The 25,142-nt window shown below is 55.0% G+C and carries 16 protein-coding genes; 11 read left to right on the top strand and 5 right to left on the bottom strand.

Annotated features, from left to right (window positions below):
* The first annotated feature begins 886 nt into the window (after positions 1 to 886).
* The 3 genes from CK500_RS14460 (at position 887) to CK500_RS14470 (ending at position 6,687) form a co-directional block, all read left to right on the top strand.
* Positions 887 to 2,557: an AAA domain-containing protein gene (locus tag CK500_RS14460; protein ID WP_158224047.1), complete on the top strand. Its 1,671-nt coding sequence runs from the start codon at positions 887 to 889 to the stop codon at positions 2,555 to 2,557.
* A 16-nt stretch (positions 2,558 to 2,573) separates the two neighbouring features.
* Complete coding sequence (locus CK500_RS17815; protein ID WP_095637929.1) at positions 2,574 to 2,795, top strand: hypothetical protein; 222 nt, start codon at positions 2,574 to 2,576, stop codon at positions 2,793 to 2,795.
* 85 nt (positions 2,796 to 2,880) lie between these two features.
* A complete protein-coding gene (locus tag CK500_RS14470; RefSeq protein WP_095637930.1) occupies positions 2,881 to 6,687 on the top strand; it encodes a helicase-related protein in 3,807 nt (1,268 codons plus the stop codon).
* 8 nt (positions 6,688 to 6,695) lie between these two features.
* On the opposite strand, the gene CK500_RS14475 is transcribed toward CK500_RS14470, so the two are convergent.
* Entirely contained in the window at positions 6,696 to 9,002 is a 2,307-nt protein-coding gene (locus CK500_RS14475) for an Eco57I restriction-modification methylase domain-containing protein (RefSeq protein WP_095637931.1), read from the bottom strand.
* A 162-nt stretch (positions 9,003 to 9,164) separates the two neighbouring features.
* Between CK500_RS14475 and CK500_RS17470 the strand changes: the two genes are divergently transcribed.
* On the top strand, positions 9,165 to 12,818 hold the full coding sequence (locus CK500_RS17470) for an Eco57I restriction-modification methylase domain-containing protein (protein WP_198951577.1): 3,654 nt from the start codon (positions 9,165 to 9,167) through the stop codon (positions 12,816 to 12,818).
* A 49-nt stretch (positions 12,819 to 12,867) separates the two neighbouring features.
* On the opposite strand, the gene CK500_RS17820 is transcribed toward CK500_RS17470, so the two are convergent.
* The gene (locus CK500_RS17820; protein WP_095637932.1) at positions 12,868 to 13,539 is read right to left on the bottom strand and encodes a site-specific integrase; all 672 of its coding nucleotides are present in this window, start codon (positions 13,537 to 13,539) and stop codon (positions 12,868 to 12,870) included.
* 95 nt (positions 13,540 to 13,634) lie between these two features.
* Here CK500_RS17820 and CK500_RS14490 point away from each other — a divergent pair, with 95 nt between their 5' ends.
* Entirely contained in the window at positions 13,635 to 14,210 is a 576-nt protein-coding gene (locus CK500_RS14490) for a hypothetical protein (RefSeq protein ID WP_095637933.1), read from the top strand.
* 22 nt (positions 14,211 to 14,232) lie between these two features.
* Positions 14,233 to 14,709: a hypothetical protein gene (locus CK500_RS16925; protein ID WP_144049563.1), complete on the top strand. Its 477-nt coding sequence runs from the start codon at positions 14,233 to 14,235 to the stop codon at positions 14,707 to 14,709.
* A gap of 43 nt (positions 14,710 to 14,752) precedes the next feature.
* On the opposite strand, the gene CK500_RS14500 is transcribed toward CK500_RS16925, so the two are convergent.
* Positions 14,753 to 15,658, bottom strand: a complete 906-nt coding sequence (locus tag CK500_RS14500; RefSeq protein WP_095637935.1) for a hypothetical protein — start codon at positions 15,656 to 15,658, stop codon at positions 14,753 to 14,755.
* Between the two features lie 108 nt (positions 15,659 to 15,766).
* Here CK500_RS14500 and CK500_RS14505 point away from each other — a divergent pair, with 108 nt between their 5' ends.
* The 5 genes from CK500_RS14505 (at position 15,767) to CK500_RS14525 (ending at position 22,502) form a co-directional block, all read left to right on the top strand.
* Entirely contained in the window at positions 15,767 to 16,873 is a 1,107-nt protein-coding gene (locus CK500_RS14505; protein ID WP_198951578.1) for a competence protein CoiA family protein, read from the top strand.
* A 63-nt stretch (positions 16,874 to 16,936) separates the two neighbouring features.
* On the top strand, positions 16,937 to 19,378 hold the full coding sequence (locus CK500_RS14510; protein WP_095637936.1) for a DUF262 domain-containing protein: 2,442 nt from the start codon (positions 16,937 to 16,939) through the stop codon (positions 19,376 to 19,378).
* Between the two features lie 395 nt (positions 19,379 to 19,773).
* On the top strand, positions 19,774 to 20,592 hold the full coding sequence (locus CK500_RS14515) for a ParA family protein (RefSeq protein ID WP_095637937.1): 819 nt from the start codon (positions 19,774 to 19,776) through the stop codon (positions 20,590 to 20,592).
* The gene (locus CK500_RS14520; RefSeq protein WP_095637938.1) at positions 20,589 to 20,993 is read left to right on the top strand and encodes a hypothetical protein; all 405 of its coding nucleotides are present in this window, start codon (positions 20,589 to 20,591) and stop codon (positions 20,991 to 20,993) included. Before CK500_RS14515 ends, CK500_RS14520 begins: the two co-directional genes overlap by 4 nt.
* A gap of 276 nt (positions 20,994 to 21,269) precedes the next feature.
* Positions 21,270 to 22,502, top strand: a complete 1,233-nt coding sequence (locus tag CK500_RS14525; protein ID WP_095637939.1) for a phage integrase SAM-like domain-containing protein — start codon at positions 21,270 to 21,272, stop codon at positions 22,500 to 22,502.
* A gap of 36 nt (positions 22,503 to 22,538) precedes the next feature.
* Here the strand turns inward: CK500_RS14525 and CK500_RS14530 are convergent, their stop codons facing one another.
* Together CK500_RS14530 and CK500_RS14535 are read right to left on the bottom strand one after the other, a co-directional pair.
* Positions 22,539 to 23,192, bottom strand: coding sequence for a hypothetical protein (locus CK500_RS14530; RefSeq protein WP_058984794.1), 654 nt, complete (start codon positions 23,190 to 23,192; stop codon positions 22,539 to 22,541).
* Positions 23,193 to 23,220: 28 nt separating this feature from the next.
* Entirely contained in the window at positions 23,221 to 25,140 is a 1,920-nt protein-coding gene (locus CK500_RS14535) for a heavy metal translocating P-type ATPase (RefSeq protein WP_095637940.1), read from the bottom strand.
* Positions 25,141 to 25,142 lie beyond the last annotated feature (2 nt).

Consider the following 25,142-nt stretch of genomic DNA (forward strand, 5'->3'; position numbering starts at 1 on the left):
TCTGGTAGACGGCTTCTTCAGCTAGTATTAAAAATCTGCCCGGGTCGTTTCCGGAAACGAATGCTGATAATATCTTGGCTCTCTTTGTCGTGCGGTTATCGTTCTATCCATACTCTTTTCCGGAAACAGTAGTTCCGGAAACATTGACGAATTCCTTTCTAGCGGTATCTCCCCATCATCAAGGGGGCTTTTTTAACCAGGAGTCTGTACCAGATTTCTAATGGCGACGTATCTGGAGCAGAAAAAGTCCCAATTCGAATCGGACCCTAGTGGGCAGGTACGTCTATCGGACGTAGAAGTGCAGGAAGAGGAAAGGTGGAACCCAGATGATCCTGCAGTAGCTTTAGACCACTTAATTGCTGTATTTCGCCGACGGGGTTTGGTCAGAGGTGATGCTGTCCTGTTACCAGTTCATGAATCTGAGTCCGCATCACTAACTGGCGAATACGTATTATACACTGAAGATGAATACGGTCATTCGCTTCAGTATTATAACACAGATAATGAGGCTCCAGATTTTATTGAATATGACAACGCCTCACGTTCCGGCTTACTGTATCGGCTCCGTTTCTGGGATCGACGATTTTCAAACCCGGACGACCTCCTATCTGATGTTCTAGACGACCGTCCTCCGTATCGACCAAACCCAATTAGCGCTGAGTCCCCGATGAGTGATGACGAGTACTCTACTTTCGTTGATGAGACGCTCGAATTTGTCCGAACTGAGCTTTTGTCCCAACATCAAGGGGACTTAGATACTATCGTTGGTCACGGTGTAGATGTCGACCGTTCTGGAGGGGGAGTGGTCAGATCAACCGATATCCACAGGGGACCTTCTACGATAACTTGTAACGTTGATCTTCCGTCGTCAGAGTCGCTCGGACGTATGTACGAACCTGTGGAGGATGTATACGACATCTATGAAGGAAATACGGTCGCTCTTCTATGGGAAGATGATTATGGTGGTACCGCAGTTTTGGATGGGATTATCACTCGAATCGATGGAAGATCTATTGTCATCGATGACGGCTTTGGAACCTATAACCGGGAGAGCGTAGATCTTAGCGAAGTTGGACAGGTCACGCTCCGGGTGGTGGAAAAAGGAGTGGCAGAACGTCGGGAGTACGAAGCATTCAAACAATTGAGCGAGCGATCCGAATCGCTCCTTCGAGGGGACTCGAATATCGATTTCAGTTCTCCACTCGATCTGGATTTCATCCCCGACCTCGAGTTGAATACTTATCAAGAGCGAGCAGCGGTCGATGCGCTTTGCGCAGACGACGTGTTCTGTATTCACGGACCTCCAGGTACTGGAAAGACGCGAACGTTGGTCACGATAATCGAGCACGCGGTCGAAAACGGAGATACTGTTCTCGTCTGTGCTCACTCGAACCAAGCTGTCGACAACATCGTCGCAGGTGAAAGCACCACCGAGGTCCCTGATGAAGCCTCCCTTCATCGAATCGTCCAACGGTTCAGTGCCGAGGATGAACTCCGTGAAATTTCGATGGTTCGTATAGGTAGTTCCCGCCAAGATGTCGATTCATTTGTCGCCTCTCGTTACTATACCTCCACCAGCCGACTGGATTCGAATATCGGGAGTCCCAATATTATCGCATCAACAACAAATACGGCGGCAGTTCTTGACGATCGAGACGATGTGAACTTGGACCTTGTAGTGATTGACGAAGCGACGCAGGCATCCGGACCTGCAACGGCTGTTCCATTCGGATGGGGGAACCGTGTTGAGGAAACCGATCATGGCCGTCTTCGTTCAGTTGGGTACCGGACTATCCTGGCTGGCGACCACAGACAGCTCCCCCCGTTCGTATCGGATCCAGAAATGCGCGACCGGGGGCTACACGCGTCTCTATTTGAGCGACTCCTTGATGTCTATGGAGAGGATCTCGCCCAGACGCTTTACCGTCAGTATCGAATGCATGAATCGATTGCCGAATTCGCGAGCCAGGAGTTCTATGATGGGCGATTAGAACACGGCGAAGACAACCGGACAGCAACTATTGATGGCCTCTCGCCTCTCCTTGCAATCGATGACAATAGTGGCGAAGCTCAAAATTCCAGCTCGAACTCCTACCACAATCCAACCGAAGCACAGTATGTAGTGGCCCAGGTTCAGAGGGCACTGAATCATGATGTTGATGCGAGTGATATTGGCGTGATCACTGGGTATAGTGATCAGCGAGAGGTCATTCGGTCTGAACTCGTTAACAGTATCGAGGGCCTTGAGTACAATAGTGTCGACGTGGAGACTATTGATAAGTTCCAAGGTGGCCAACGAGAGGTGATAATTGTCTCTTTTACTCGGTCGAATCCCGAGAGCGATTCTGGATTCCTTGAGTCTCCACCTCAGACCGCACGAAAGCGGCTCAACGTAGCCATTACCCGCGCAAAGAAACGTCTCGTGTTAATTGGTGATTGGGAGACGCTTTCGACTCCCGCTGTTTTCCGTGATTCTTCAGAAAGCTGCGCGGATACCTTCGCCCGCCTTCGTGATTATCTTCAGGACCGGGATTGTATGGTTTCCAATCGGAGCTAGCTCAATCACCTTAGCTATGAAACGATTTGATACGGGAGATCGTGTTCGCATAGATATTCCAGATGAGACGGATCCGGACCATGAGCGGCTTCATAGTCGTCAAGGAATGGTTACTAAGATCATTCCTGATGAGGCAGGGACAGTAACTGGTGATGAACGAGAGAGCTATCTTTTCAAAGTGGAACTGGATAATGGCGAAACTGTCGACGTTCGCTGGCGAGATCTACGGCCAATATGACCGGTTCGGACGTAATTGACTTGGTAGCCCTATTCCGTGGTCACTAAACACTAAGTTAGCGTACTGAATACATCTCGGCATTACGATGCTCTCACTTCCTCCGCTTGTCGATAACGCCAACAGAACATTAGAAGACGCTTACAAGCGGATTATTCCCCAGATTGAGGAGGGCCGTATCGCAACTGGGTACTTTTATCTCTCAGGATTCGACCTCTACAGGGAAGACCTTGAGAATCTGGCTGACCCCGAGGAACTCGGCCACGCTCCACTTCGGATCTTGATGGGTCGTCAGACGAATAGGGGAACTGCTGACGAAATCGGTGAGGGGCAGAATCTCAAAGAGGAGCTCAAAAGAGAGGTGAGAGAAAGCATCTCGGAGCTGAATAACGCTCAAATTGGCCGACTAGACCGGCTACGAGACTTTATCGCCGAAGGCGAGGTGAGCGTCCGTGTGCGAAATCCCGAAAACGGTTACTTCCACGCAAAGGGTGCCTCATTTCGAGCGCCACTCGAAGATGACGAAGATTGGGGACAAGACGAGGATGAAGACACCCGCCCATGCGCTACAGTTGTCGGCTCCTCGAACTTCACCAAGAGCGGCCACCAGAACAACATCGAGCTGAACCTCACGAGTCAGGATCGACACAAGGCCGAAGCGTTCGAGGAGTGGTACGACAACCAGTGGGCCAACGCCGAGGAGTTCAGTGAGGAGATCATCCGAATCATCGAGAACAGCGAGGAGTACCAGGACTGGAAGGAACAGCAGGAGGACGAGTCCGACCAGGAGACGTCATCCGAGGAGCTGGGCACGTATCTCGAACCGTTCGAGCTCTACAAGCTGCTTGCCTACGACGAACTGAGTGGGAACGTCAACATCCGTGACAGCCCACTGTACTACTTCCAGAAGCTCGGGTACGAGAGTGCAAAGGAAAAGCTCTCACAGTTCAACGGGTGCATCGTCTCCGACTCGGTCGGCCTGGGGAAATCATTTATTGGCGGTGAACTCCTCCACGACTACCGCCAACGTGGCGACCACTGTCTCCTCATTGTCCCGGCCAACCTGACTGATCAGTGGGAAGACCTACTCCAGAACGATACTGACGAAGACGGCAATCCGTACTTCGGGTTAGAGGTAGACGGCACACACCTTGACGTGATGAGTATCAGCAAGTTCCAGAATCTCTCCTACGACGAGGTGCAGGACCTCAAAGACGAGTTCGACGTCCTGCTTATCGACGAGGCTCATCGGTTCCGGAACTACGGGAAGTGGCGACCGAATCCGGACCACGATGATGACTACAAGGGGACGCGACGACACGCGAATCTCAGGCAGCTTCGCGGAAAGACGATGATTATGCTGACCGCGACCCCGATCAATAACAGCGCTACCGACCTAAAGAACCTCATCAGCTTGTTCACCAGCCCGGAGGAACTTCGGAACAAGGCGTCACTCGACTTTGATGCGTTCGACGAATATATCGAACTCTCGGAGACGCGAAAACGCATCGCATCCGGGAAAGAGGAGGTCGGCGACGACGAACAGCAAGAAATCACCGAGCAGCTACAGCGACACTCCTCTGAGATTTCGAATATCCTGAACGAAGTGATGGTTCTCCGGACGCGCAAGCACGTCAAAGATCAGATTCAGGACAGCGAAGACTTCGAGATGAGCTTCAAGCCGCCGAAACTCAACAAGCAACAGTACTCCCTGCCGGCGGCCTACCAGCCAATATATCGGATGCTTCCCGACGTGATGGACGCCCTCCACCTTCCTCACATCACAGTCAAAAACCCGAAAGCAGGGAGCACGCTGAAAGCCCTCTACAAGCTGAACCTCCTCAAACGGCTCGAGTCCTCAACGTACGCGTTCGTCCAGTCGATCGAGACGCTGCATCAGAGCGAACGCCAGCTTCTCGGCCTTCTTGGTGAACTCCCCGAGGACGAAGACATCGATATGCTCCGAACTGTTCGGGAGGGGGATGACTCTGAACTCGGTGACTTTGTCGAAGGAGCCGACGCTGCTGAAGATCTCGAACAAACACTCGAAGAATTCGGGTTCGATACCGCCGCTATTCAATCGGAAGAAGGAGCTGATACTGAGGGAGATGAACTGGCGGACGCCACCATCGGCGAGGTGAAGACGTACATCAGGGAGGACCTTACCCTTCTCTCGTATTTCCTCTCGCAGTTCATCGGTGATGTCGCCCGTGATGCGGGTGATGTGAGCGATTATGCAGTTTCCACGCGGCAATGGCTCGCTGACCACGACGCTGGTGTCCTCCCAGATATTCCCGAAGAGGAGATGAATCCGATTCTCTACCCGAATAGTGACCTGAGCGAAGTCGACCCCGCCACACGCGACTTTTACGAGGCCGTCTTTTCACTCCGCGAGTTCCGCGATCCGAAGATCGACCGACTTGCAGATGTCCTCACGAATCACGATCAGAAGGTGCTCATCTTCACGCAGTATCGAGCAACTGCAGACTACGTCTATCGAACCCTCTGTGACAACGAGGATTCCCCACTCACAGAGGCGAACAGTGCCGTCGTCAAGGGTGGTGACGAGAATAAGCAGGACATCATTCAACGCTTTGCTCCCGAGGCGTCAGGCTACCAGCAAACGCTCGCCGAATCGGGGGACTCAGAGCTACAGTACGTAGTGGCCACTGACACGCTGAGTGAAGGGGTTAATCTTCAGGACGTTCATGTTGTGGTCAATTACGACCTGCCGTGGAACCCGATGCGGATTGTCCAGCGTGTCGGGCGAGTCGACCGGATCGGGAGTACCGCCGAGAAACACGTCCACAACTTCTACCCGGACGGCGACATCGAGGCGGCGATTAAGCTCCTGAAACGCCTACAGGCAAAGATCAACGATATTGCGCTCATCGTCGGAAAGGAGAACAACATCCTCGATCCGAACGAAGACCAGATTCTTGAAAAGACAGGTGTAGACACGGAGAAGACTATCGGGGAATTACAGGTGGACGAGATCGAGGACTCTCTCCAGAAGTCCCGTGAAATTGACGACGTGAATGAACTTGACGACACGAGCAAGAATCCGCTCCTCCGCAATGCTGGGAGTAATGAACACGCTGCGTTCGAGCGGTACCTTCTGAAGCGAGAACTGAACGAGGATTATGACCTGACTGCGGAAGACTTCGAGTACGCTGAGGACTTCTTTAATGACCCGCCCGAAGAACGAGAATTCCTCTACACGAATGTAACTGACCACGATGCCGGTCCTCGTCCGGGCGTGTTCGCCCTTGCCCACCTCTGGTTTGACGATGATGACCACGAGTCCCCGCTTGGTCGCGTCCGTCGTGCTTTCTACTACAAGCCCTTCGCCGACGAGGTCAAAGAGCGGCCCGTGAGCACGCTCAATATTGACCCTTCAGTTGACGGCGAACCGATTACCGGGCATCCAGATACGGTGTTATCGAATCGTGGTGAAATTCAAGCAGTGCTTAACGAGCGTCTTGAGGTGATTCGAGAGGGCCAAGTTGAGGGTGCTTTCAAACAGGGAGAGGCCTTCTCGAAGGAACAAGAGACGATCCTCGATTTCATCAGTCACTACGTTCAGCCGAATCACGGCGATGAGCCGGCTCCTGTTGAAGAGTTCGAAACGATAGGAGAATGGGCTACCGACATCGAAGCGCGGCTGCAGGAGGTAAAGCTGGCGAACACGGATGAAGACCGAATTCTACGGGAAATCTTTCGCCAGAACGAGCAGTACGACTCTTTCCCAGAGTGGCCGACCGGGGAGTTCCTCAGTCAGCTTGAGGAGTTCTTGGAAGAGAACGTCGAAGCCTCTACTGAATACCAGACGAAACTAATGGGAGAGAGTGATGTACAAGCGAAGCTCGTATGCTGGGGGGTTGTCGGACAGTGATTCGGGAGCTACGGTAGGGGCCCCTTCTGATCCACTAAATCATATTTCTCCAAGACCAGATCGAAGTACATCTCGTCCATCAGCTTCGGACTCTCAACGCGATGGAAGTCGTCGAGGACAAACTTCACGTCACGACGTTCCAGGCCATACGCGTGGAATGCGGCCGCGTCGATTTCAGCCTGTAATTCTCTGCGTTCTTGGTTTTCTACCGCTGCCTCGATTCCGCCGAGTCGCTCACGCATTTCTTTGAATTCTTTCCCGTAACAATTCAATCGGGCAGCTCGTTCAGCGATATAATGGAACCAATCATCTCCGTCGGTGAGCCGTGGTAGCTGGGATTCCAGCAGTTCGCGCTTGACGATGTGCGTCTCGACTTTAGTTCGCATCAGGAAATCGAATGCAATGCTGTTCAGGAGTCCCGTTGCCACGAAGAGTTCTTGATCCGTAAATCGCCGGACGTAGGGTGACCGAAGTGGGGACTCTGTGAGGTGTTCCTCTTCCGGTTCAATAGCGAACGGCTTGAACGTGTTAATGGTGTGGAGACAGATGACGTCCTTCGGAAGTACCGTAGCTATTATCGTCCGCTCGTCCCGGGATCGAGAAACGTCTCGAATGCCGATTCGGTATTCAGTGCAATCGAGCAGGACATCTTCTTCCTCAAGTCCGTGACTACGGTGTTCTTCGAGTAGTTCATCTACGAATTGAACTTGAGACTTCCTCGTCTCTGAACCTCCAAAGGCGTCGTAGATTGCCCGTTTGAGATTACCCCTGTTGAATTTCTTCTCTCGAACACGGTACTGAGCACTATTCGGTGGATCGTACATCCCCCGACTCCAGTACTGCGGTCCATCTAACGCATCTGTGTGGGTATTATCGTACTGAAACTGATGAATATTTTTGCCGCCATAGACGGGATAGTCGGCCTCCTCCGGCGATGTCAGGAGCCTATCCTTATCAGTCGATTCAACGAACTCCTTAGTAAGCATATCAACTGTCCAAGCCTCCTCTAAATCTTCACCCAAGGAAGGCTGCTCAACTACCTTCTCCAAGACGCTTACTTCGATCTGCGAGGTGATGGATGGGAAGATTCCCCCTTCTGGAGAATAACTGACGAGTACGTCGCGCGGAATGTTGACTGCCTCATCTTCGATCCTGTAGACTATATCCATGTCACGTTGGTTGAATATCCCCCGAAGAGCTGATGTCTTCCCCCCATATTCGAACGTCAGAATCGCGAACCGGTATCTATCGTCGATGGCCTCAAAGATACCCTTGTTCTCGAACCCGATGAGATTCTCCACGTCCGTATGGTCCAGCAGATGCATTCGGAGGTCTTTCCCCATTACTCCCCCGAAGATAGTACCGGGGAGGAGCAGACTCACCTTCACGCCGTCTCTGGAGAGTCGGAAGACCCGCTCAAGAAAAAGAGCTGAAAGTTCGTTCTTTGTCGGCATCGTTCGACCCCCCACCACCGGAGATTGGAGCTTATAGACATCTCCCTGCGTGAAGAAGTCTGCCTGAGTTTCCATCGACTCCTTGTAGTCCTCCCATTCCCACGCAACTTCTGGGTTTGAGAGGAGGTCTTCCATCACACCGTCCTTTTCCTCCGACGGATAGGTACGGAACTGCTCATCGTAGCGGATGAAGAAGTCGTCGCGATTCGCGTAGAGCATGTCCCACGGTGGATTCCCGATGAACACGTCGAATCCACCTTTCTCGAAGACGTCGGCGAACTCCAACGGCCAGTGGAATGGGGACCACTCCCGAATTCCCTCGATCGTTATGTCGTCAAAGCCAGCGTCTTGGAATTCTCGCCGTAGGATTTCGTCAAATTTGTCCCGGTGTTCCTCAATTCTAACTTCTGCTTCTTTCCGCCATTCTTGAGCTTCAACACTGGTCTCCGCTTTCTTGTGCTTCTTGATGGCCTCTTTCACGTCCTCAAAGCGAGTTTTCACCTCCCAAGAATCGAGATCGCTGTCTCCGTCTTCGTTACTCTCGATGTCGGTATCGAGTTGGCCGATTAGGCTGTTCCCTTGCCGTACGTTGAAATCGATATTGGGGAGCGGCTCAACCTCACTCGGTTCATCCTCGATATCAGCGACCATCGACAACCAGAGTCTGAGCTTGCAAATCTCAACAGCACCTTCGTCGATATCGACTCCGTACAAATTGTTGAGGATGACCGTTCGCTTTGCGTACAGTGATGAGGAGCCTTTCCCTGACTCGATTTCCTCTATCTCTTCTCGCGTTCTGGATTCTAGCTCCCAGCCTTGCCCTTCAGCTTCGAGCCGCTGGAAATACTCAATGCATTGCATCAACTGATCGTCTCGCTATTGGCTGTTTTCGACTTTATCTACGATTGCCGGTGAAATACGAGCTGCTTCTTACACTCTATTCAACAAGTGTATTGACCAGTTCAGTCGAAAGCCACCCTCATATCCATCATTTTCATATGAGTAAAGCAACTTTCAGGTGGTATGACTCTCCAGCAGATCACCGCATCCGATATCGCGGGCTGGGACTCTTTACACGATATAGCGAACTCCTTTGAAAAACGCGGGCTCAAACCACGCCCGAAACTTGGGGGCGATAACGAACTCGTAGTCCAGCTTGATGATGACGAATTCATCGTCATTGTCAATGCTGGCCCCGGTGAGACTGCCACGGACTTCAAACCGGAAAATCGCTCACGGCATACCAACCTTGTTGCCACCAACGATTTCGAGACCTTCACCTTCATTACGCGAGTCCGAAGCTGGGAGGGGCAGCAGCACGGTCGAATTAAGCATCAAAAGATTTCGTTCTCGAAGGAGCAGTTCACGCGGGACAGCGGAGAGAAGAACACTATTCTCCAGAAGCTGAACTCGATCGAGTACGGTTCCTCTGCTGCGATATACGATACGCTCTACGATACGCAACAGGTCGTCAAGGAGTTCTATGAACAGTTCGAGGAACTCCGGACAAATCTCATTCAAGAGGTTACAGGCATCCCTGACGATCGTGGTGATGCGAAGCAACGATATGTGCAGGTCATTCTTGACCGGATGATCTTCCTATACTTCATCCAGGAAAAACGCCTTCTTGATCGGAACCCGAATTACCTTCACGAACAGCCGAATGAAGTCGTTGACGAGGGTGGTGACCACTACGAAGAGTTCTACGAACCGCTCTTCTTCGAATACCTCGCAGAAGACAAACAGAACCCTGACTTCGGTAGTCTTCCGTACCTGAACGGTGGCTTGTTCGCAAGGAATCCTGTCGAAGAGGAGTTTGAGGACGCGAAATTAGGTGGCTCTGCCGAGGAAACGAACGGGCTCTTCGATGATATCCTCGACTTCCTCTCCGACTGGAATTGGAACGTCGACGAACGACTCGACATCGTCGATCCCAAGAACCTCTCCCCGGCGATCTTGGGCCACATCTTCGAACAAACGGTCAATCAGAAGGAGATGGGGGCGTACTACACACCGGAAGAGATCACGGGGTTCATGGCCCGCCGAACGATCCATCCGTATCTGCTCGATCAACTCAACGAGGCTGTGGACGCAGACTACGACGAGATTGACAATGTGTTCGGATTCCCCGTGCCCGAGGCAGATAGTAGCGCAGAAGCTGTTGCCGATGGCGGAACCATAACTCAGCAAGTTCCAACGGAAAATGTCCAGACCAGCCATGTGGAGACTCTCTACCACGACATTCTGAAGGAAGCACACATTCTCGATCCCGCCGTAGGAAGTGGCGCCTTCCTGCTCGCCGCACAGGAGGTGCTGATGGACCTATACATGCAATGCATTGAGTATTTCCAGCGGCTCGAAGCTGAAGGGCAAGGCTGGGAGTTGGAGAGTCGTAGCCGTGAAGAATTGGAGAGAATAGAAGAGGGACATGGAGGGGTCTCACTTTTCGCAAAGCGTTCTATCATCCTTCACAATCTCTATGGAGTCGATATCGAAGACGGGGCAGTCGAAATCTGTAAACTACGCCTGTGGCTGTCGATGGTCGCTGATATCGAGGACGAACCGAACGAGGTCGAACCCCTCCCAAATATTGATTTTAACATCCGTCAGGGTAACTCGCTGATCGGGTTCACTGAGCTCCAAGAAGTCGCACGGGAAGATGCTGGCGACGCGTCACTCTCGAATTGGGGTGTCGGAACTGCAGTCAAAGATCTCTATGAGGATGTCATCCGGGAACAGGACCGCCATCGAGCTGCGGATTCTGCTCGTGAAGCGCAGAATGCCCGTAAAATGGCTGAAAGAAAAATCGACACCCACAGCGAGGAGCTTAATGAGAAGATCCGCGATCAGTTCAACGAACTTGTCGACGAGGATATTTCTCTTGAGGAATTAGAGGAGTTCTCACCGTTTCATTGGGTGCTCGAGTTCGCGACAGTCTATCGGGAAGGTGGCTTTGATGTCATCATTGGGAACCCACCGTGGGATGAGCTGAAGCCATACCGGACGGACTTCTTCCCAAAGTACGATACTGAGTTTCGTAGCCGCCCACCAGGTGAAAAGGACAAGAAGGTAGAGGAACTCTTAAAGAACCCTGAAATCGCTGCCGAATGGGAGAAGTTCCAGCGTGACAAGGAACGGCAAGCGTCCTATATTAACCAGAGTGGAGAATACGAGTACCAGACACCAAGCGTAGAAGGACAACAGGTTGCACGGACGAACGACCTGTCCCTACTGTTCTTTGAGCGAGTCTATGATATCGTCAGAGACGGTGGTTATGTTTCACAGTTGCTTCCAGGTCCGTTCTTCAATGCCGCCGCTGGAAAGGATTTGCGAGTACATGCATTGGAAGAGTCTGAGATTCAGAGTATCATCGGATTTGAAAATCGCGGTATCTTCTCCGATATAGACACTAGGTATAACTTCGGTATCGTTACGCTCCGAACAGAGGGAAGCACTGATACTGTCCACGGAATCTTTCATCAGACTTCCGTTGATGTTCTTCGGTCAATTGACGATGTAGCTCTAGAAATTCCAGCGCGAATCCTCAAAGAGTATTCTCCTGGAGCTCGAATTTTCCCCAACATCGAGGATCAGCAGGAGGTTTCAGTGCTGGATAAAATTCTCCAGACACCACCATTGGCGACTGAAATTGAAGGTGCTTGGCGAACGGTCTTGTACAAGGAACTGGATCGAGGACGAGATCGGGATAGATTCATCGAAGACGAATCCAAAGGGGATTATCCGGTCTATCAGGGAAAGAACATTCACCAATTCTGTTATGAGTCGACTTACGTCGACGATCTCAAACCCATCTCTTTGTGGAGTGTCGATGAGGATAACGAGGAGCTGAGCGCGAAGCGTCGCGTTCGAGAGAAGAACTTCCGTGCCCGGGACGATGCGATCAGCCTGAAGAAGGCTATCTACAACAAGTTCGCTGATGACCCTGAGTTCCGCCATCTCCCGGCAAGTTCGCAGAAGCGGTTCGTCAATCGGTTGCTAACAGAAGAATTCGACCGCCCCGAACTTTCTTTGGAGGACATCCGTCTCCATAGTTCTGAATACCGGCTTGTGCTCCGTGAAGTCGCTCGTGCAACCGACGAACGGACGCTCATCGCGGCTGTAATCCCACCGGGTGGAGTCGTCGTCCATACGCTGTACACGGTTCGGCCATTCGAAGCAAACCCTACCAAGGACGACCTTTCGGAATTCCCGATGCATAGTGCTTACGACCGTGTTTTCTCTGATAAGGAGCTTTTCGTCGCACTTGGGCTGATCAACAGTATCCCGTTCGATTTCTTGATGCGGACAAAGGTCGATTCCCACGCCTCGAAGTACAAGTTTGAGGAGTCACAGGCTCCTCGTCTCACTGACGGCGACGACTGGTTCCACTACATCGCTGATCGAGCGGCGAAGCTCAACTGTTATGGTGAGGAGTTTGCTGAGATGCGTGAGCGACTCGGCGGGATTGAGCCGGCGACGGATATGGAGACTCGGCGTGAACTACAAGCCGAAGTCGATGCGGCCGTGTTCCACGCATATGGGCTGGATGAGGAGGAAATGCAGTTCGTTCTTGATGACTTTCATCGGGTGTTGAATCCTCGAATTATGACGGAAGAGTACTTCGAAAAGGTTGCTGAAAAATACGCTCATCTTGGGGACGTAGGGCCGATGGAATAACTACTGAATTAGCGCTACACTTGGTTCCCGGTCATCAGTGGGTCCAGCTTTACTGATGAATACTGTCCAGCGCTCGCCGGGTCATCGCTCCATCGACATTCAGATATTGACGTGCAGTCGTGATGTCTTCCCAACCGAACATTGCTCGGAGTGCGGGGAGATCCAAGCCTCTTCCTGCATGGTACGACGCTGCTGTGGCACGTAGTCCGTGTAACGAGGTTGCGTCGTTGGACAGTTCTGGAGACAGTTCAAGGGCAGTCTCCAGCCGTCGTTGTAAGGTCGAGAACGAATATGGCCAACCGCCATGTTCCTTAAGTAATAACTCAATCGCGATTCGGACTCGATACGAAAAATGGTACGGCACTGTTCGAGACGCGGCCTCTGTTTTCGGGAGCCAATAGCGATCTGCGAAGCTTTGGAAGTCTTTCTCGGGATTGTGGTCCATTCGTTGTTTCACTGCTTGCCGACAGTAGCCACAGATACCGCCGTCACGTCCCTTTGTACAATCTTCTTGTTTAGGAATTTGAATCATCTGACGCTCTGGGTCAATCCACGACGTAGACAGGTGCGTCGTTTCTCCTGGCCGGAGTCCCAAACGTCCCCCGAGGAGGATAGCCGCTCGTGTCTCTAGACGTCTTTGGGTATCTGATATCCGCCCGGCTCCTTCTAACAATAGTTCGAACTCGCGTTCGCTAAGAGCCCTTTCTCGTGTTGCTTCCATACCTGTCGCTGTCTGTCGATACAAAGATAATCTGTATCTTCTCCGAGTGCCAAGGAGTATAAAACGACATACCACCACACACTCAACTTAGGATTATGTCTAAACCCGACATCGAGGTTCTGGACGACAGTGACGCTTATCCTTACGCTTCCCACATCCGAGTTGATGAGAGAGAAATCCAGCTCGGAGACCTCCTACTGGTCTTTGAATCCGGTGAAAGCCAGTCGGTTAACTTCTTCGAGCGAATCTACGGATTCACTTGGCCGGGAGTCATTACTCACGTCGTTGACGGTCCCGTTCCTGCAGAATTTCACGAGTTCGACCTATTGGCAGAGGAGATTAATGGCGGGAAATTCGCTATTGCTCCACGCCGCGAACGAACGAGTTTCTTCGTCGACGATGACACCGTCCGCACTATCACCCTCTACCGATACCAGTACCAGGGCGGGTGGCAGACGATCGTGATTGATGAGCGACGAGGTCCACTTGAGGACACTCCTCTCGCCCAATCTGTAGCTCTTTGCGATGACGGTGAGCAGGTGATCGAAGAACTACTCCTGACAAACTCTCCAGAGGGAGAGCAGGAGTTTGAGCACATCCAGGAGTTCCTTGTGTCTGCTGGCTATCGGTCTGAATTGATCCCAGCTGTTAATGAAGTCCTCGAAAACTGATGAAATCTTTTGGAATCAACAAATGGTCGGGATAGAAACGCTTGCTACCGTAGGCTTGGGCCTAGATGCTGCTGGTGCCCTAATGGTCGTCCTTCCTGAGTTCAAACAATTTCGGGCATACAAAACACCTGAGGATGAAATCCAACAAATCGAACAGGGCCGGGTAACTCTCCTGAGCGAAGGGAAACTGACCTCGGATGATTCTGGATTTGAGGCCGTATGTGAGGCACTTGACGGGCGAGTCGAGGTACATGGCCCAATAAAGGAGATCGTCGTCGTAAGCCTGGAGGATGAGCCCGACGCTGTCGAAGTTCGATATCACACCGATGGGGATTCGATTCACGCTCGCGACGGACGAATCTCTCGAACACTCGTCGATCGATATATCGAACGCCATGTTCACCAGCTTGAACAGCGGGCCCGCGAGTGGTATCTTCGGGCTGGCAGTTCTCTCCTCTTATTCGGCTTCTTGCTCCAGATTGCTGCGTCTCTCTTGTGACATCGGTTTCCGATAGACGTCGGAAGGGTGTGCGGTGGCCGAGTTACCGTTCCAGTGCTTCTCTGAGGTCACTTCCAGGAGAGCCAAAGATGTCGTCGAACTCATCAGGTTGGTCCTCTGCAAATGTTCGGAGTCCCTCTCGCGATGTGATCCCGTATTCGAGCGCGAGGTAATCCTTGGTCGCCGCCCCGATTCGAGGGAGTTCGGCGAGATCGTCCTCGTATTCCAGCTGATGCGCTTTCAACCATTCGTGAGACTGTTCTAGGGCTTCCTCGGGGGTTAACGACTCATCGGGTCCCGCTTCGATTGAACGGCCTTTCCGATACCAGGCGTTCCGCTCTGCTTCTGGTGCGTTGCATGCGATTGTAGTACTCCCGTCCGGCGCCGGACTGATGGTAAGGTTGAACCGCCCGGCCGAAACCCACCGAACCCGGTTTGAGGACGCCTCTACGAGGTCCCATCCAGTGAACGAGTCCTTTGGATTCAATTGTTGTAGCGGGCCTGTATCACCGAATGAACTCCCTGACGAGAAGCCGTCGAGATGGTTCGTCGCGATACTGGAGACGACATCGCGGTCCACACCGGTATCTTTGGAGATATCGATCGGATCCGCTGTCCCCAGGAGGTCGTCGACCGTTGTGTATCCTGCGTCAGCAAACGCCACGAGCCGGTCACGATTCATTAGGTCCTCGTGATGCAGCTGGTCATCAATCCCTGTTTCCTTGAGGTGGTGAAGATACTCCTGGGCGACCGAGTCCTCGAAGCGGACGTTCCCAGCTTCTATTCTGTTCGCTTTGAGCGCTTTAATGAGTGCTGAAAGGGAGTATGAGGATTTGAACAGCGGATTCCACTCTTCCTCGTCATCGTCAAATACCTCTATGTCGGTTTCTGGTTTGAAGTAGATGGGTCGATTGGCGTTGGCAAATTCGAGAAGTGAGACTGACACCATTCTTACTGATGGCTGACTGACTCTCGGATTAAATAGATGTACCTCTCAAGCGAGGGGCACAACAGGGGTATTATTCTATAGGTGGGCTGCTAAACTGCGACAACTAGTATGCCGTTCTTGGCCCTCCACGACGGTACCGAGGTCATCCCGAATCAGGTACAGAAAGGGGATTTCCTCGAGTGTCCGAAGTGCGGCGATCAATTGAAAATTCGCGACTCCCATCGCCGGAAGGGGTCGTTCGTCGCGCGGCATTTCTACCACGCTGCTGAAGAGGAGACTGACTGTGGCGGTGAATCTCCACCTCATTTGCGGATGAAATCAATCGCGTATTCGAAGCTCACGACCGAGTATCCCGACGCCACAATCGGACTCGAACAGCAGCTGGGTGACCGGCGTGCCGATATTCTCGTTGAGTTTCCACAGCCCCGATTCCCTGAGGGCCGGGGCATCGGCGTCGAAGTACAGCACAAACACGAGGACAAGGATGTCGACGCAGTAACCGCTGAGTATCTCGCTGCAGAGTACAGCGTCCTCTGGTTGGGAGAAGAGGACTTCTCCGGATTCAACGTCGATCTCTCTGGCATTCTTCCGACTTGGCCTCACGCGGTCCAACACGACTTCAGCGACGGGTATCACGGCGTCATCCACTGGCTCCGACAATCAAAGCCAGCCAATCCCTCGATGGACGTCGTCCTGCCGCGAGAATATCTAGCTGAACACAGCGAGGGGCTTCGTCGAGCATGGGAGTACGGGAAGTTCGATCAGGGAGGCCAATCGGACTGGAACGATCTCGGATTCTGGTGGTTGAGTGCCTCGTATGACCCATACCAGAAGTGGTTCAAACTCACCGAGACGCCTGACGGGCGGACCATGCTTCAGCTCGGGAAGCAGGTCCGCGGTACTGAACACGTGCTCGCTCCAGTTCAGACTGAACACTCTCGGAATCGGGGGAAGGTTCACAGCTTGGCTTACGAGGTTGATTCAGCAGATACCTCCGCTGGCGAATGGGCAGATATCGAAAAGGCGTGGCTGGAAACCGGATTGCAGAGCACTTCGGTTATCTTCAAGCTCGTTGCAACTCCGAGCGGGGAGCTCGCTCTTTCGCTGGGAAAGTACAAGGAACACAGCGACGATGGCGAGTTTATCACCGTCTCTACTGAGTTCGAGCGTAATCTCAAAGAGAGCCTCCACGAACTGGCTAACCTGTTGGGGTGACCTGACTCGGCCCGAAAACCCGCCCACAACGGTAAATGGACGGACTACAAACAGCCGTCAATAATGTCGGACGAGGCTGACGATTTGTATGATAAGTACATCGACTACGATGGCAGAGATCTCGATACCCGGAATGTCGGTGATGGGAAGGTAGTTCGGCCGATTACGGCCGAGAATTTCGAGATGGAGAAACGGACTCTGGGGGAGGTCCTCACCGATCAGAAGTTCAACGTACCAGAGTACCAGCGACTGTACTCGTGGAAGAACATCCACCACGAACAGTATTGGTCGGACATCGAGCAGTTCGTGAATGCCGACCTGGTCGCTGACCGACGCGAGGTGTCGGACGTGTTCTTCAGCTCGATGTACTTCGCGGTCAACGACGACAAACAGGTGTATGAGGTCATCGACGGCCAACAGCGCCTGACGACGACCCACCTGCTGTTGCGCGTCCTTATGGAGCACCTCGAGGACGTCGACCCAGCTTCTATCGAGGACGATACCCTGGCGGAGTTCCGGGACTACGGGATCGGGCGAATCACCGATATCCTCTATGTAGAGGAGTCGTTCGGCAAACGTGAGCCTCGGCTCACGCTGAACAAACACGACGCTGAATTTTTCAAAGCCCTCATGATGGGGCCCTCCGCCCAGGTGGACTACCTCAAGAACGAGGCCGACTTCAGCATCCACGGGAACAACAGCGATGCAGTACAAGTCTCGGAATGTCTGGACCGGTTCGGCACCACGGACGATGACCTCGCGGACTTGGATACTGACTCGCTCTCCTTGGGGGCGTTCTTCAAACTGTACCGCTCACACCGGCGGTTGTTGAAGGCCTACGAGTTCTACGACGAGAAGATCAGCGGCGTCGTCGCCGACGCCGACACGCCGGACGAGACGGTGCGAGCGCTCGTGAACATCCTCAACTACGTCTATAACTCCTACCACGTCGGGGAGTACCTGATTCGAGAGGCGGAGTCGGACTTCCGGATGCAGATATTCGAGATTTTGAACGACCGTGGCGTCGATCTGACGAAGATCGACCGTATCAGGGCGGCGGTCGTGAACGCCTTCTTCGATACCGACGTGAAAGACGAGTACGTCGACAAGTGGGAGGACATCGTGGTGGCGTTCGCAACCGATGGTGACGCCATCGACGACTACCTCTCGATCTATTTGAGTATCGTCGACGATGGCATCGACAGGATTGGTGACGCGAGCGCCGAACTGACCAACGCCTTCGACACGAGGAACATCGACTCGGATGTCGTCCCGCGCCTTCGGAATCTCGATGAAGCGAAGGCCTTCCTCGACTACGCGCACGACCTCGTTGACTACTACCAAGATATCACAACCACGGAACTCGCCGCTGAGGACCTTGAGTTAGCCAGTCACCGAGAGCAGTGTCGGGAAATCCTTGTTCGCCTCAATAACCAACAGATGGACCAGTGGCGGCCATTCGTCCTGGCGCTCTACTATCACACCAATCCTGAATCGGAACGGGATGCAGCACAGTTCCACCGCGTACTAGAGACCATCGAGAAACTCAACCTGCGACGCCTCCTCATTTCTGAACGCCCGAGTATTTTCCGCGAGGTCTTCATCGAGGCCGTCGAGGAGTTCAACCTCGCCCCAACCGCCGACGCCACTCCAGATAGTGTGTACGAGGCTTCTCGAGAGTATCTCATTACCGAAATGCGTTCCTCTACGCCAACGCTGTTCGGCGACCGGTTCGTCGATACGGTCGTTCAGACGCAGTCCTGGAGTACCGGAACGGCGCGACTGCTCTTCGGGAAGATCGCCCAGGATCACTTCGACGACAGTAGTCGTGCCGTCGAGCGAGACCTGAACATGGGGAACATCCATCTCGAACACGTCCTCCCGCAGACTCCCGTCAGCGACCCGGAAGACCCGACGTGGCTTCGGGAGTTTTTCAAACTCGACTCGGAGCCGGACATCGAGATCGCGTCAGAGATCGAACGCTATACCGAGCTGGTGCAGCGCTCTGATCTCGACGAAGAGGAGGAGCGACTGAAAGACAATATCTCGGAGTTCATCACGCAGGGCTTCATCGACGATATCGGGAACTTCCTCCTGCTCCGTGACACCGATAATATCGGGGCGAGTAATCGGCCACTCGCCGAGAAGATGACGCAGTACTACTCCGAGATCGACGGTTTCGCCAGTATCTACCCCAATCGGTATTTCACGGCCGAATACGGCAACGTCGATCGCGAATCCCTTGACAAACTCCGTGAGCAGCACGATTGCGGTGACGTTTCGAATGTGGACGCCGATGTAGTGGCGTATTTCAACTCCTTCTGGACCTACGAGACTCTGCAGGATCGACGAATCGAGCTCCTCTTGGATATTCTGTCGACGCTTGGGTTCGATTCGTTTGAGGACGAGTTCGGGATTGAATCCGACCAAGATGAGGTACGCCACGAAATTCGAGAGAAGACGGACCAAGAGTTTGAGAAACGTCTGTCCGTCCGATCGCTTTAACCCCCTCTGAGAAGTCGGTTTTGCGAGTACCTGTCGAAGCCTTCTCAGCTGACTATCCTATCCAGCTTCGCCATCCCCACAGAAGGTGCCGACCTCCTTTGCCGAAACGAAAGGAACGAACGAAACGAATAGAATGAATGGTGTGAAGTAAACGAGGTTGATGAATTGAATTCTCCAAACGAACTGGTTTGTCTTTGGTTGGCCTTTAGCAGAAACGAACAAAACGAACGGAACGAATTGAGTGATAGAAATGAACGCAATTAGTTCAACGAGCGAAACGAACAGTTGGTTTTAACATCGTAGTAATCCTCTCACCGAGTGAAACACCCTCACCGAACGCACCGAACTAAACGACCAAAACGAACGAAACGATCACAACGAGAGAAACGAAGATAATGACCGACACCAATACCGCACGAATCACGGTGGCGAATCAGAAGGGAGGCGCGGGGAAGACAACCGACGTCATTCATACTGGCGGCGCACTCGCCGCCCGAGGTCACGACGTCCTCCTGGTCGACATCGACTACCACGGAGGGCTCACCTGCTCGCTTGGCTACAACGATCTGTACTACGATACCGACCGTACGACGCTGTTCGACGTCCTCGACTTCGACCAGATGGAGTCGGTGAACGACATCATCGTCGAGCACGAGGAATTCGACATCCTTCCCGCCAGCGAGAAACTCGCGAACAACAAGAACATCCAGACGCTGCTTGAGGCGCCGAAGAGTCGCGAGCGGTTGGAGATGACTCTTGACGAGCTCGACAAGGACTACGACTACATCATTGTCGACACGCCGCCATCCCTGAACGTCCTCACCGACAACGCCCTGGTCGCGACCGGCAACGTCGTCATCCCCGTCATTCCCGAGAAGCTCAACGCCAACAGCCTCCAGATTTTCGCGAAGCAGCTGAGTTCCCTCGAACAGGCGTACGGAGACATCAATCGGCTCGCCATCGTCTGTAACCGTGTCGAGCAGAACGCCGAGCACCGTGACACTATCGAGGAGATCAAGTCGGCGTACTCCCTCCCAGTGTTCGAGATCCCGAAGCGGACCGACCTCTCCCAGTCGATTGGCGAGGGTGTGTCCGTCTTCGGCTTCGGCAAGGAGAACCAGCGCGTCGAGGATGCACGCGACCTGTTCAACGAGATCGCCGACCTGTTCGACGAGACGTTTGAGAAGACCGCACCTGAGGAGGTGGAAGCATGACCGACGGCTGGGGCGATGCTTCCGGCATCGAGGGCAACTACGAAGAGGAGGACGATGAGGTCGAATCCAGCGAAACGAGTGAGGTGAGTGAAACGGTGGAAACCAGTTCATCGACCGAAACGACCGAATCGACTTCAACGAGTGAAACGAACGAAACGAGCAAAACGAAGACGAACATCAAGGACGAGTGGAACGGGCGGACGATCTACATTCCCGACGATGTCCTCGACGAGATGGAGGACACCTACCTCGAGTCCCAGCTGAAGCTCCGCAAGGCGGGTCAGGACGAGTTTAAAAAGAACCGCCACTTCTACCCGCTCCTCGTTCAGTTCGGTGTTGAGGCGCTCTCTGAGGCAGATGCCGAGGAAATCCAGACTCGGCTCTCGGAACTCGGCGACTAATGACCTCGCGCAGAGCGGGGCCCGAGATTTTGTATAGCGATATACGATATACAATTTCCTGTAGTGCGGAATTCCGACGGTAAGAGACTCTAGACTCCCGAATTCTCCCGAAGGTTCGAATACAGAAAGTGGTCCTGATTATGCCAATAATCACGACCAGTTTGAAGTACCCCGCCGCCGTCGGTGAAGCACGAATGCTGCAACCGCCTCACGACGACGCTTCCCCCAGGGTAGAGGACCCGAGACCGGGCCCGCAGGACGGTGGAGGGCCGGTGAATGCCTGACCGAGCGCTTTCGACGCCGCTCGACGACAGCTTCGAGCGCTACCTCCAAGACAAGGGGAAAGGCCGCGGCGGCGACGGTGGGAACTATCGACGTAACGCTGCACGCGAGCTCGAACGGTTCGCCGAGTGGGCCGCCGGCGACCGCGGCGCCGACGACTGGACCGGGATCGTCCCCGACGACGTCGACCGCGAGCCGACCTTCGACGATCTCGACGAACGCGTGTTCCGGGAGTACGCCCGACATCTCGGTGGAGATCGGGGACTCAAGCAGAACACAGTACAAACCTATTACCGCTATATCTCTGCCTGGTGTGGCTGGTGCGTCAACGAGGGATATCTCGAGGCGCATTACGCGCAGCGGGCCAGTGCGATGGCGCCGCTGCCGGAGGACGACGGTCGCAAGCCCGGCGACCAGCAGGCCTGGACGTCCGAGCAGCGCCACGCCCTCACCCGTCACGTCGACGAACGGGCCCGCTACGCCGTCGAGGCGTACACGACACTCCCGGAGGGTACTGACCCCCTCGACAAGCAGCGAGCACGCTACGCGGCGCTGAAGGCGGCTCGTGACCGGGCGCTGGTGTTCGTCCTCGCGTACACCGCCGTCCGCGTCGGCGAACTCCTCCGCGATCCGAACGACCCGCGCCGGCGCGGCGTCCGCTGGGAGGACCTCTCCCTCGACGACGGCAGTATGGACGTCTACCGGAAGAAACAGCAATGGGACGCCGCGAGTCTCCCCGACCCGGTGATCTCGCCGCTGCGGAGCTACCGCCAGCTGATGGACCCACCGACGGGGCGCTGGCCGGTGTTTCCCACGTTCGACCAGCGGACGCTCGCAGGGCTCGTCCAGGATGAGCTCGCCGACCGAGGGGAACATACGGAGGCAATCGCCGAACGCCGTGAGGAGTACGCTCGCGACCTCCTCCTGGCGCTCGATGAGGATATTCGGCCGCCCTCGATTACGACGGACGGCACACGATCGATTCTCCAACGGCTCTCAGAAGCTGCAGAGATAGACATCGACCATCCGAAACACGATTACCTTGCTCCACACGGCGGCCGGCGTGGAATGGGTGAAGTTCTCGTTCGAGCATTCGGATACACGGTTGCCGCCCGGTATCTCGACAATTCAGAGGAGATGGTGAGAGAGCGGTATTCACATATCGAGGCCGGAGAACTCGGTGATGTCGCTACTGAGGCGCTCGAGGAGATCGATAGTATACCGTAGTAACATATTTCGAGTGTGAGGGGTAGACCGTCGCGTTCACACCGCGTCGACGGTGAACAGCGAGTCGTCGCTGAGGACGACCTGTACCCGGCGGTGCCAGGCGTCAGCAAAGGCCTCCCGTTGCTGGTCGCTTGCCGATCCGTCGAGAATCCCCTGGAGGTTCCCGATCGCGGGTCCACCGCCAGGAACGTCGCTGACGTGGTAGGCCACTTCGACGGTCTCGTCCGTGTCGGTTCGCCGGAACCGGAACGTCGGGTCCGCCGTGTCCGGGTCGAACGCGTCGAAGACGAGGAGGTCGCGGCGGCCGCCATAGCCGCCGGCGAGCCCGCTGAATCCGTCATCGCCGGTCGCGCCAGTCACGTACGAGATGATGCGGCTCATCACGCCGTACGCGGCATCGTCCTGCGGGCCGGCCGTCTGGACCTCGATTTTGCTCCGGACTGGATAGTCGTCGGGATACAGGGCGTCGAGCCCGAGCTGGACGATCCGGTAGGCGCCCGAGGCTGTCGGACAGGAGTGGCCCGCTTCTTTCACCGCGTCCCGGTAGGTGACGACGAACGGTTCGCCCGGTTCGAGGACGCCGAGGGCCTCCGCGACGGGGTCGCGGATTTCGATCGGGTCGACGTCGTAGTCGACCTGCCAATTGGTTCTCGTCTGGGTCGTGTCAGTCGCAGTCGAATTCGATGTCATGAGTTGTGGTTGTGATCGTGTCTCGTGGTCAGTAGCGGAGCAGTCGCATCCCGTTGAGGATGACGAGGAGGACGCTGGCCTCGTGGACCAGCATTCCCGACGCGAGGGTGACGTAGCTGGTGAGCACGCCCGCGAGGAGGACGGTCACGGTCAACACTGCCAGCCCGACGTTCTCGAGGACGTTCCAGCGCGTCGCCTTGCTCAGTTTGACCGCGTACGGGATCCGTTCGAGATCGTCGGCCATCAACGCCATGTCAGCCGTCTCGATGGCGGTGTCCGTCCCCGCAGCACCCATCGCGATGCCGACGTCGGCGGTCGCCAGCGATGGCGCGTCGTTGATGCCGTCGCCGACCATCGCGACGACGTGGCCGTCGGCCTGGTAGCCCTCGATGACGGACTGCTTGTCCTCGGGGAGGAGTTCGGCACGGTACTCGTCGATACCGACCTCCTCGGCAACGGCAGCGGCCGTCCGCTCGTTGTCGCCGGTGAGCATCACCGTCTCGATGCCAGCGTCTTGGAGCGCCGCGACGACCCCAGGAGCGGCCTCCCGGAGCTCGTCCCGCATCGCAATCGCGCCGATGATGTCCCCGTCTCGAACGACGTGGACGACTGTCTCGCCGCGCCCCTCACGCTCGCGGACGTAGTCGGCGACCCGGCTGGGGACGTCAATGTCGCGGTCGGCCAGCAGTGCGCGGTTGCCGACAACAACTTCCTGGCCATCGGCGTGGGCGATGACGCCCTTGCCAGCGACTACGTCGAAGTCATCCGGATCGGGGACCGACTGGCGCCCCGCGTCCGTATCGTCCGCTTGGGCGACCGTCGTTCCGCCGTCCGTCGCGGCGGTCGGATCCTCGCGGGCCGCGTCGACGATGGCGTCAGCGAGGTGGTGTTCGCTCTTCTTCTCGGCGGTCGCCGCGAGTGAGAGGACCTCGTCATCAGCAACGCCGAACCCCTCAACATCGGCGACGGTGGTCTCGCCCTTTGTGAGGGTGCCGGTCTTGTCGAAGGCGACAAGGTCGATCTTGCCGGCGCGTTCGAGGTGTTCGCCGCCCTTCATCAGCACGCCAGACCGAGCGGCGTTGCCGATGGCCGAGACGATGCTGACCGGTGGCCCGATGACCAGCGCGCCGGGACAGCCGATGACCAACAGGGTCAGCGACAGGATCGCGTTCTGCGTGACGGCGTACGCACCGATAGCGAGCACGATGACGGCCGGCGTGTAATACTTCGCGAACCGGTCAATGAGACTCTCGGTCGGCGACTGAGCCTCTTGGGCCTCCTCGACACGGCGGATGATCCGTTCGAGCGTCGTATCCGAGCCCGCACCCGTCGTTCGGATCTCCAGTGCGCCTTCTTGATTGACCGTCCCGGCGTAGACCTCGTCGCCGTCGGCCTTGTGGACGGGCGCGCTCTCGCCGGTGACTGGTGCTTGGTTGACGGCGCTCTCGCCGTCGACGACGGTGCCGTCAACCGGAATCTTCCCGCCTGGCTTTACGACGACGACTTCGCTCTCTTCGACCTCGCGGGCGGGGACTTCTTGGAGTTCCCCGTCGCGACGGACAGTCGCCGTGTCGGGCGTCATCTCCAGCAGCTCCTGGAGGGCAGTCCGGGTCTTCCGCATCGTCCGTCCCTCGAGGTAGCTGCCGAGGCTGAACAGGAAGACGACGGCGGCGGCCTCCCAGTACTCCCCGATGATGATGGCCCCGATGGCGGCCAGCGTCACCAGCGTCTTGATGCCGAGCGTCCGGTTGGTGACCTCGTGGTAGGCGGTCTTGGCGATGTCGTAGCCACCCACGATCGTCGCGAGGACGAGGATGGCGGCGCTTGCCATCTCGAAACTCGTGAGGTAGCCCAGACTCCAGCCACCGCCGTAGAGCAGGCCGCTCGTTGCCGTGACGATGGCCTTCCGGTGTTTCCGGTAGTACTGCGTGATCGATTGTTTGTTCATGG

Source organism: Halorubrum salipaludis (assembly GCF_002286985.1).
In the GTDB taxonomy this organism is placed as follows: Archaea; Halobacteriota; Halobacteria; order Halobacteriales; family Haloferacaceae; genus Halorubrum; species Halorubrum salipaludis.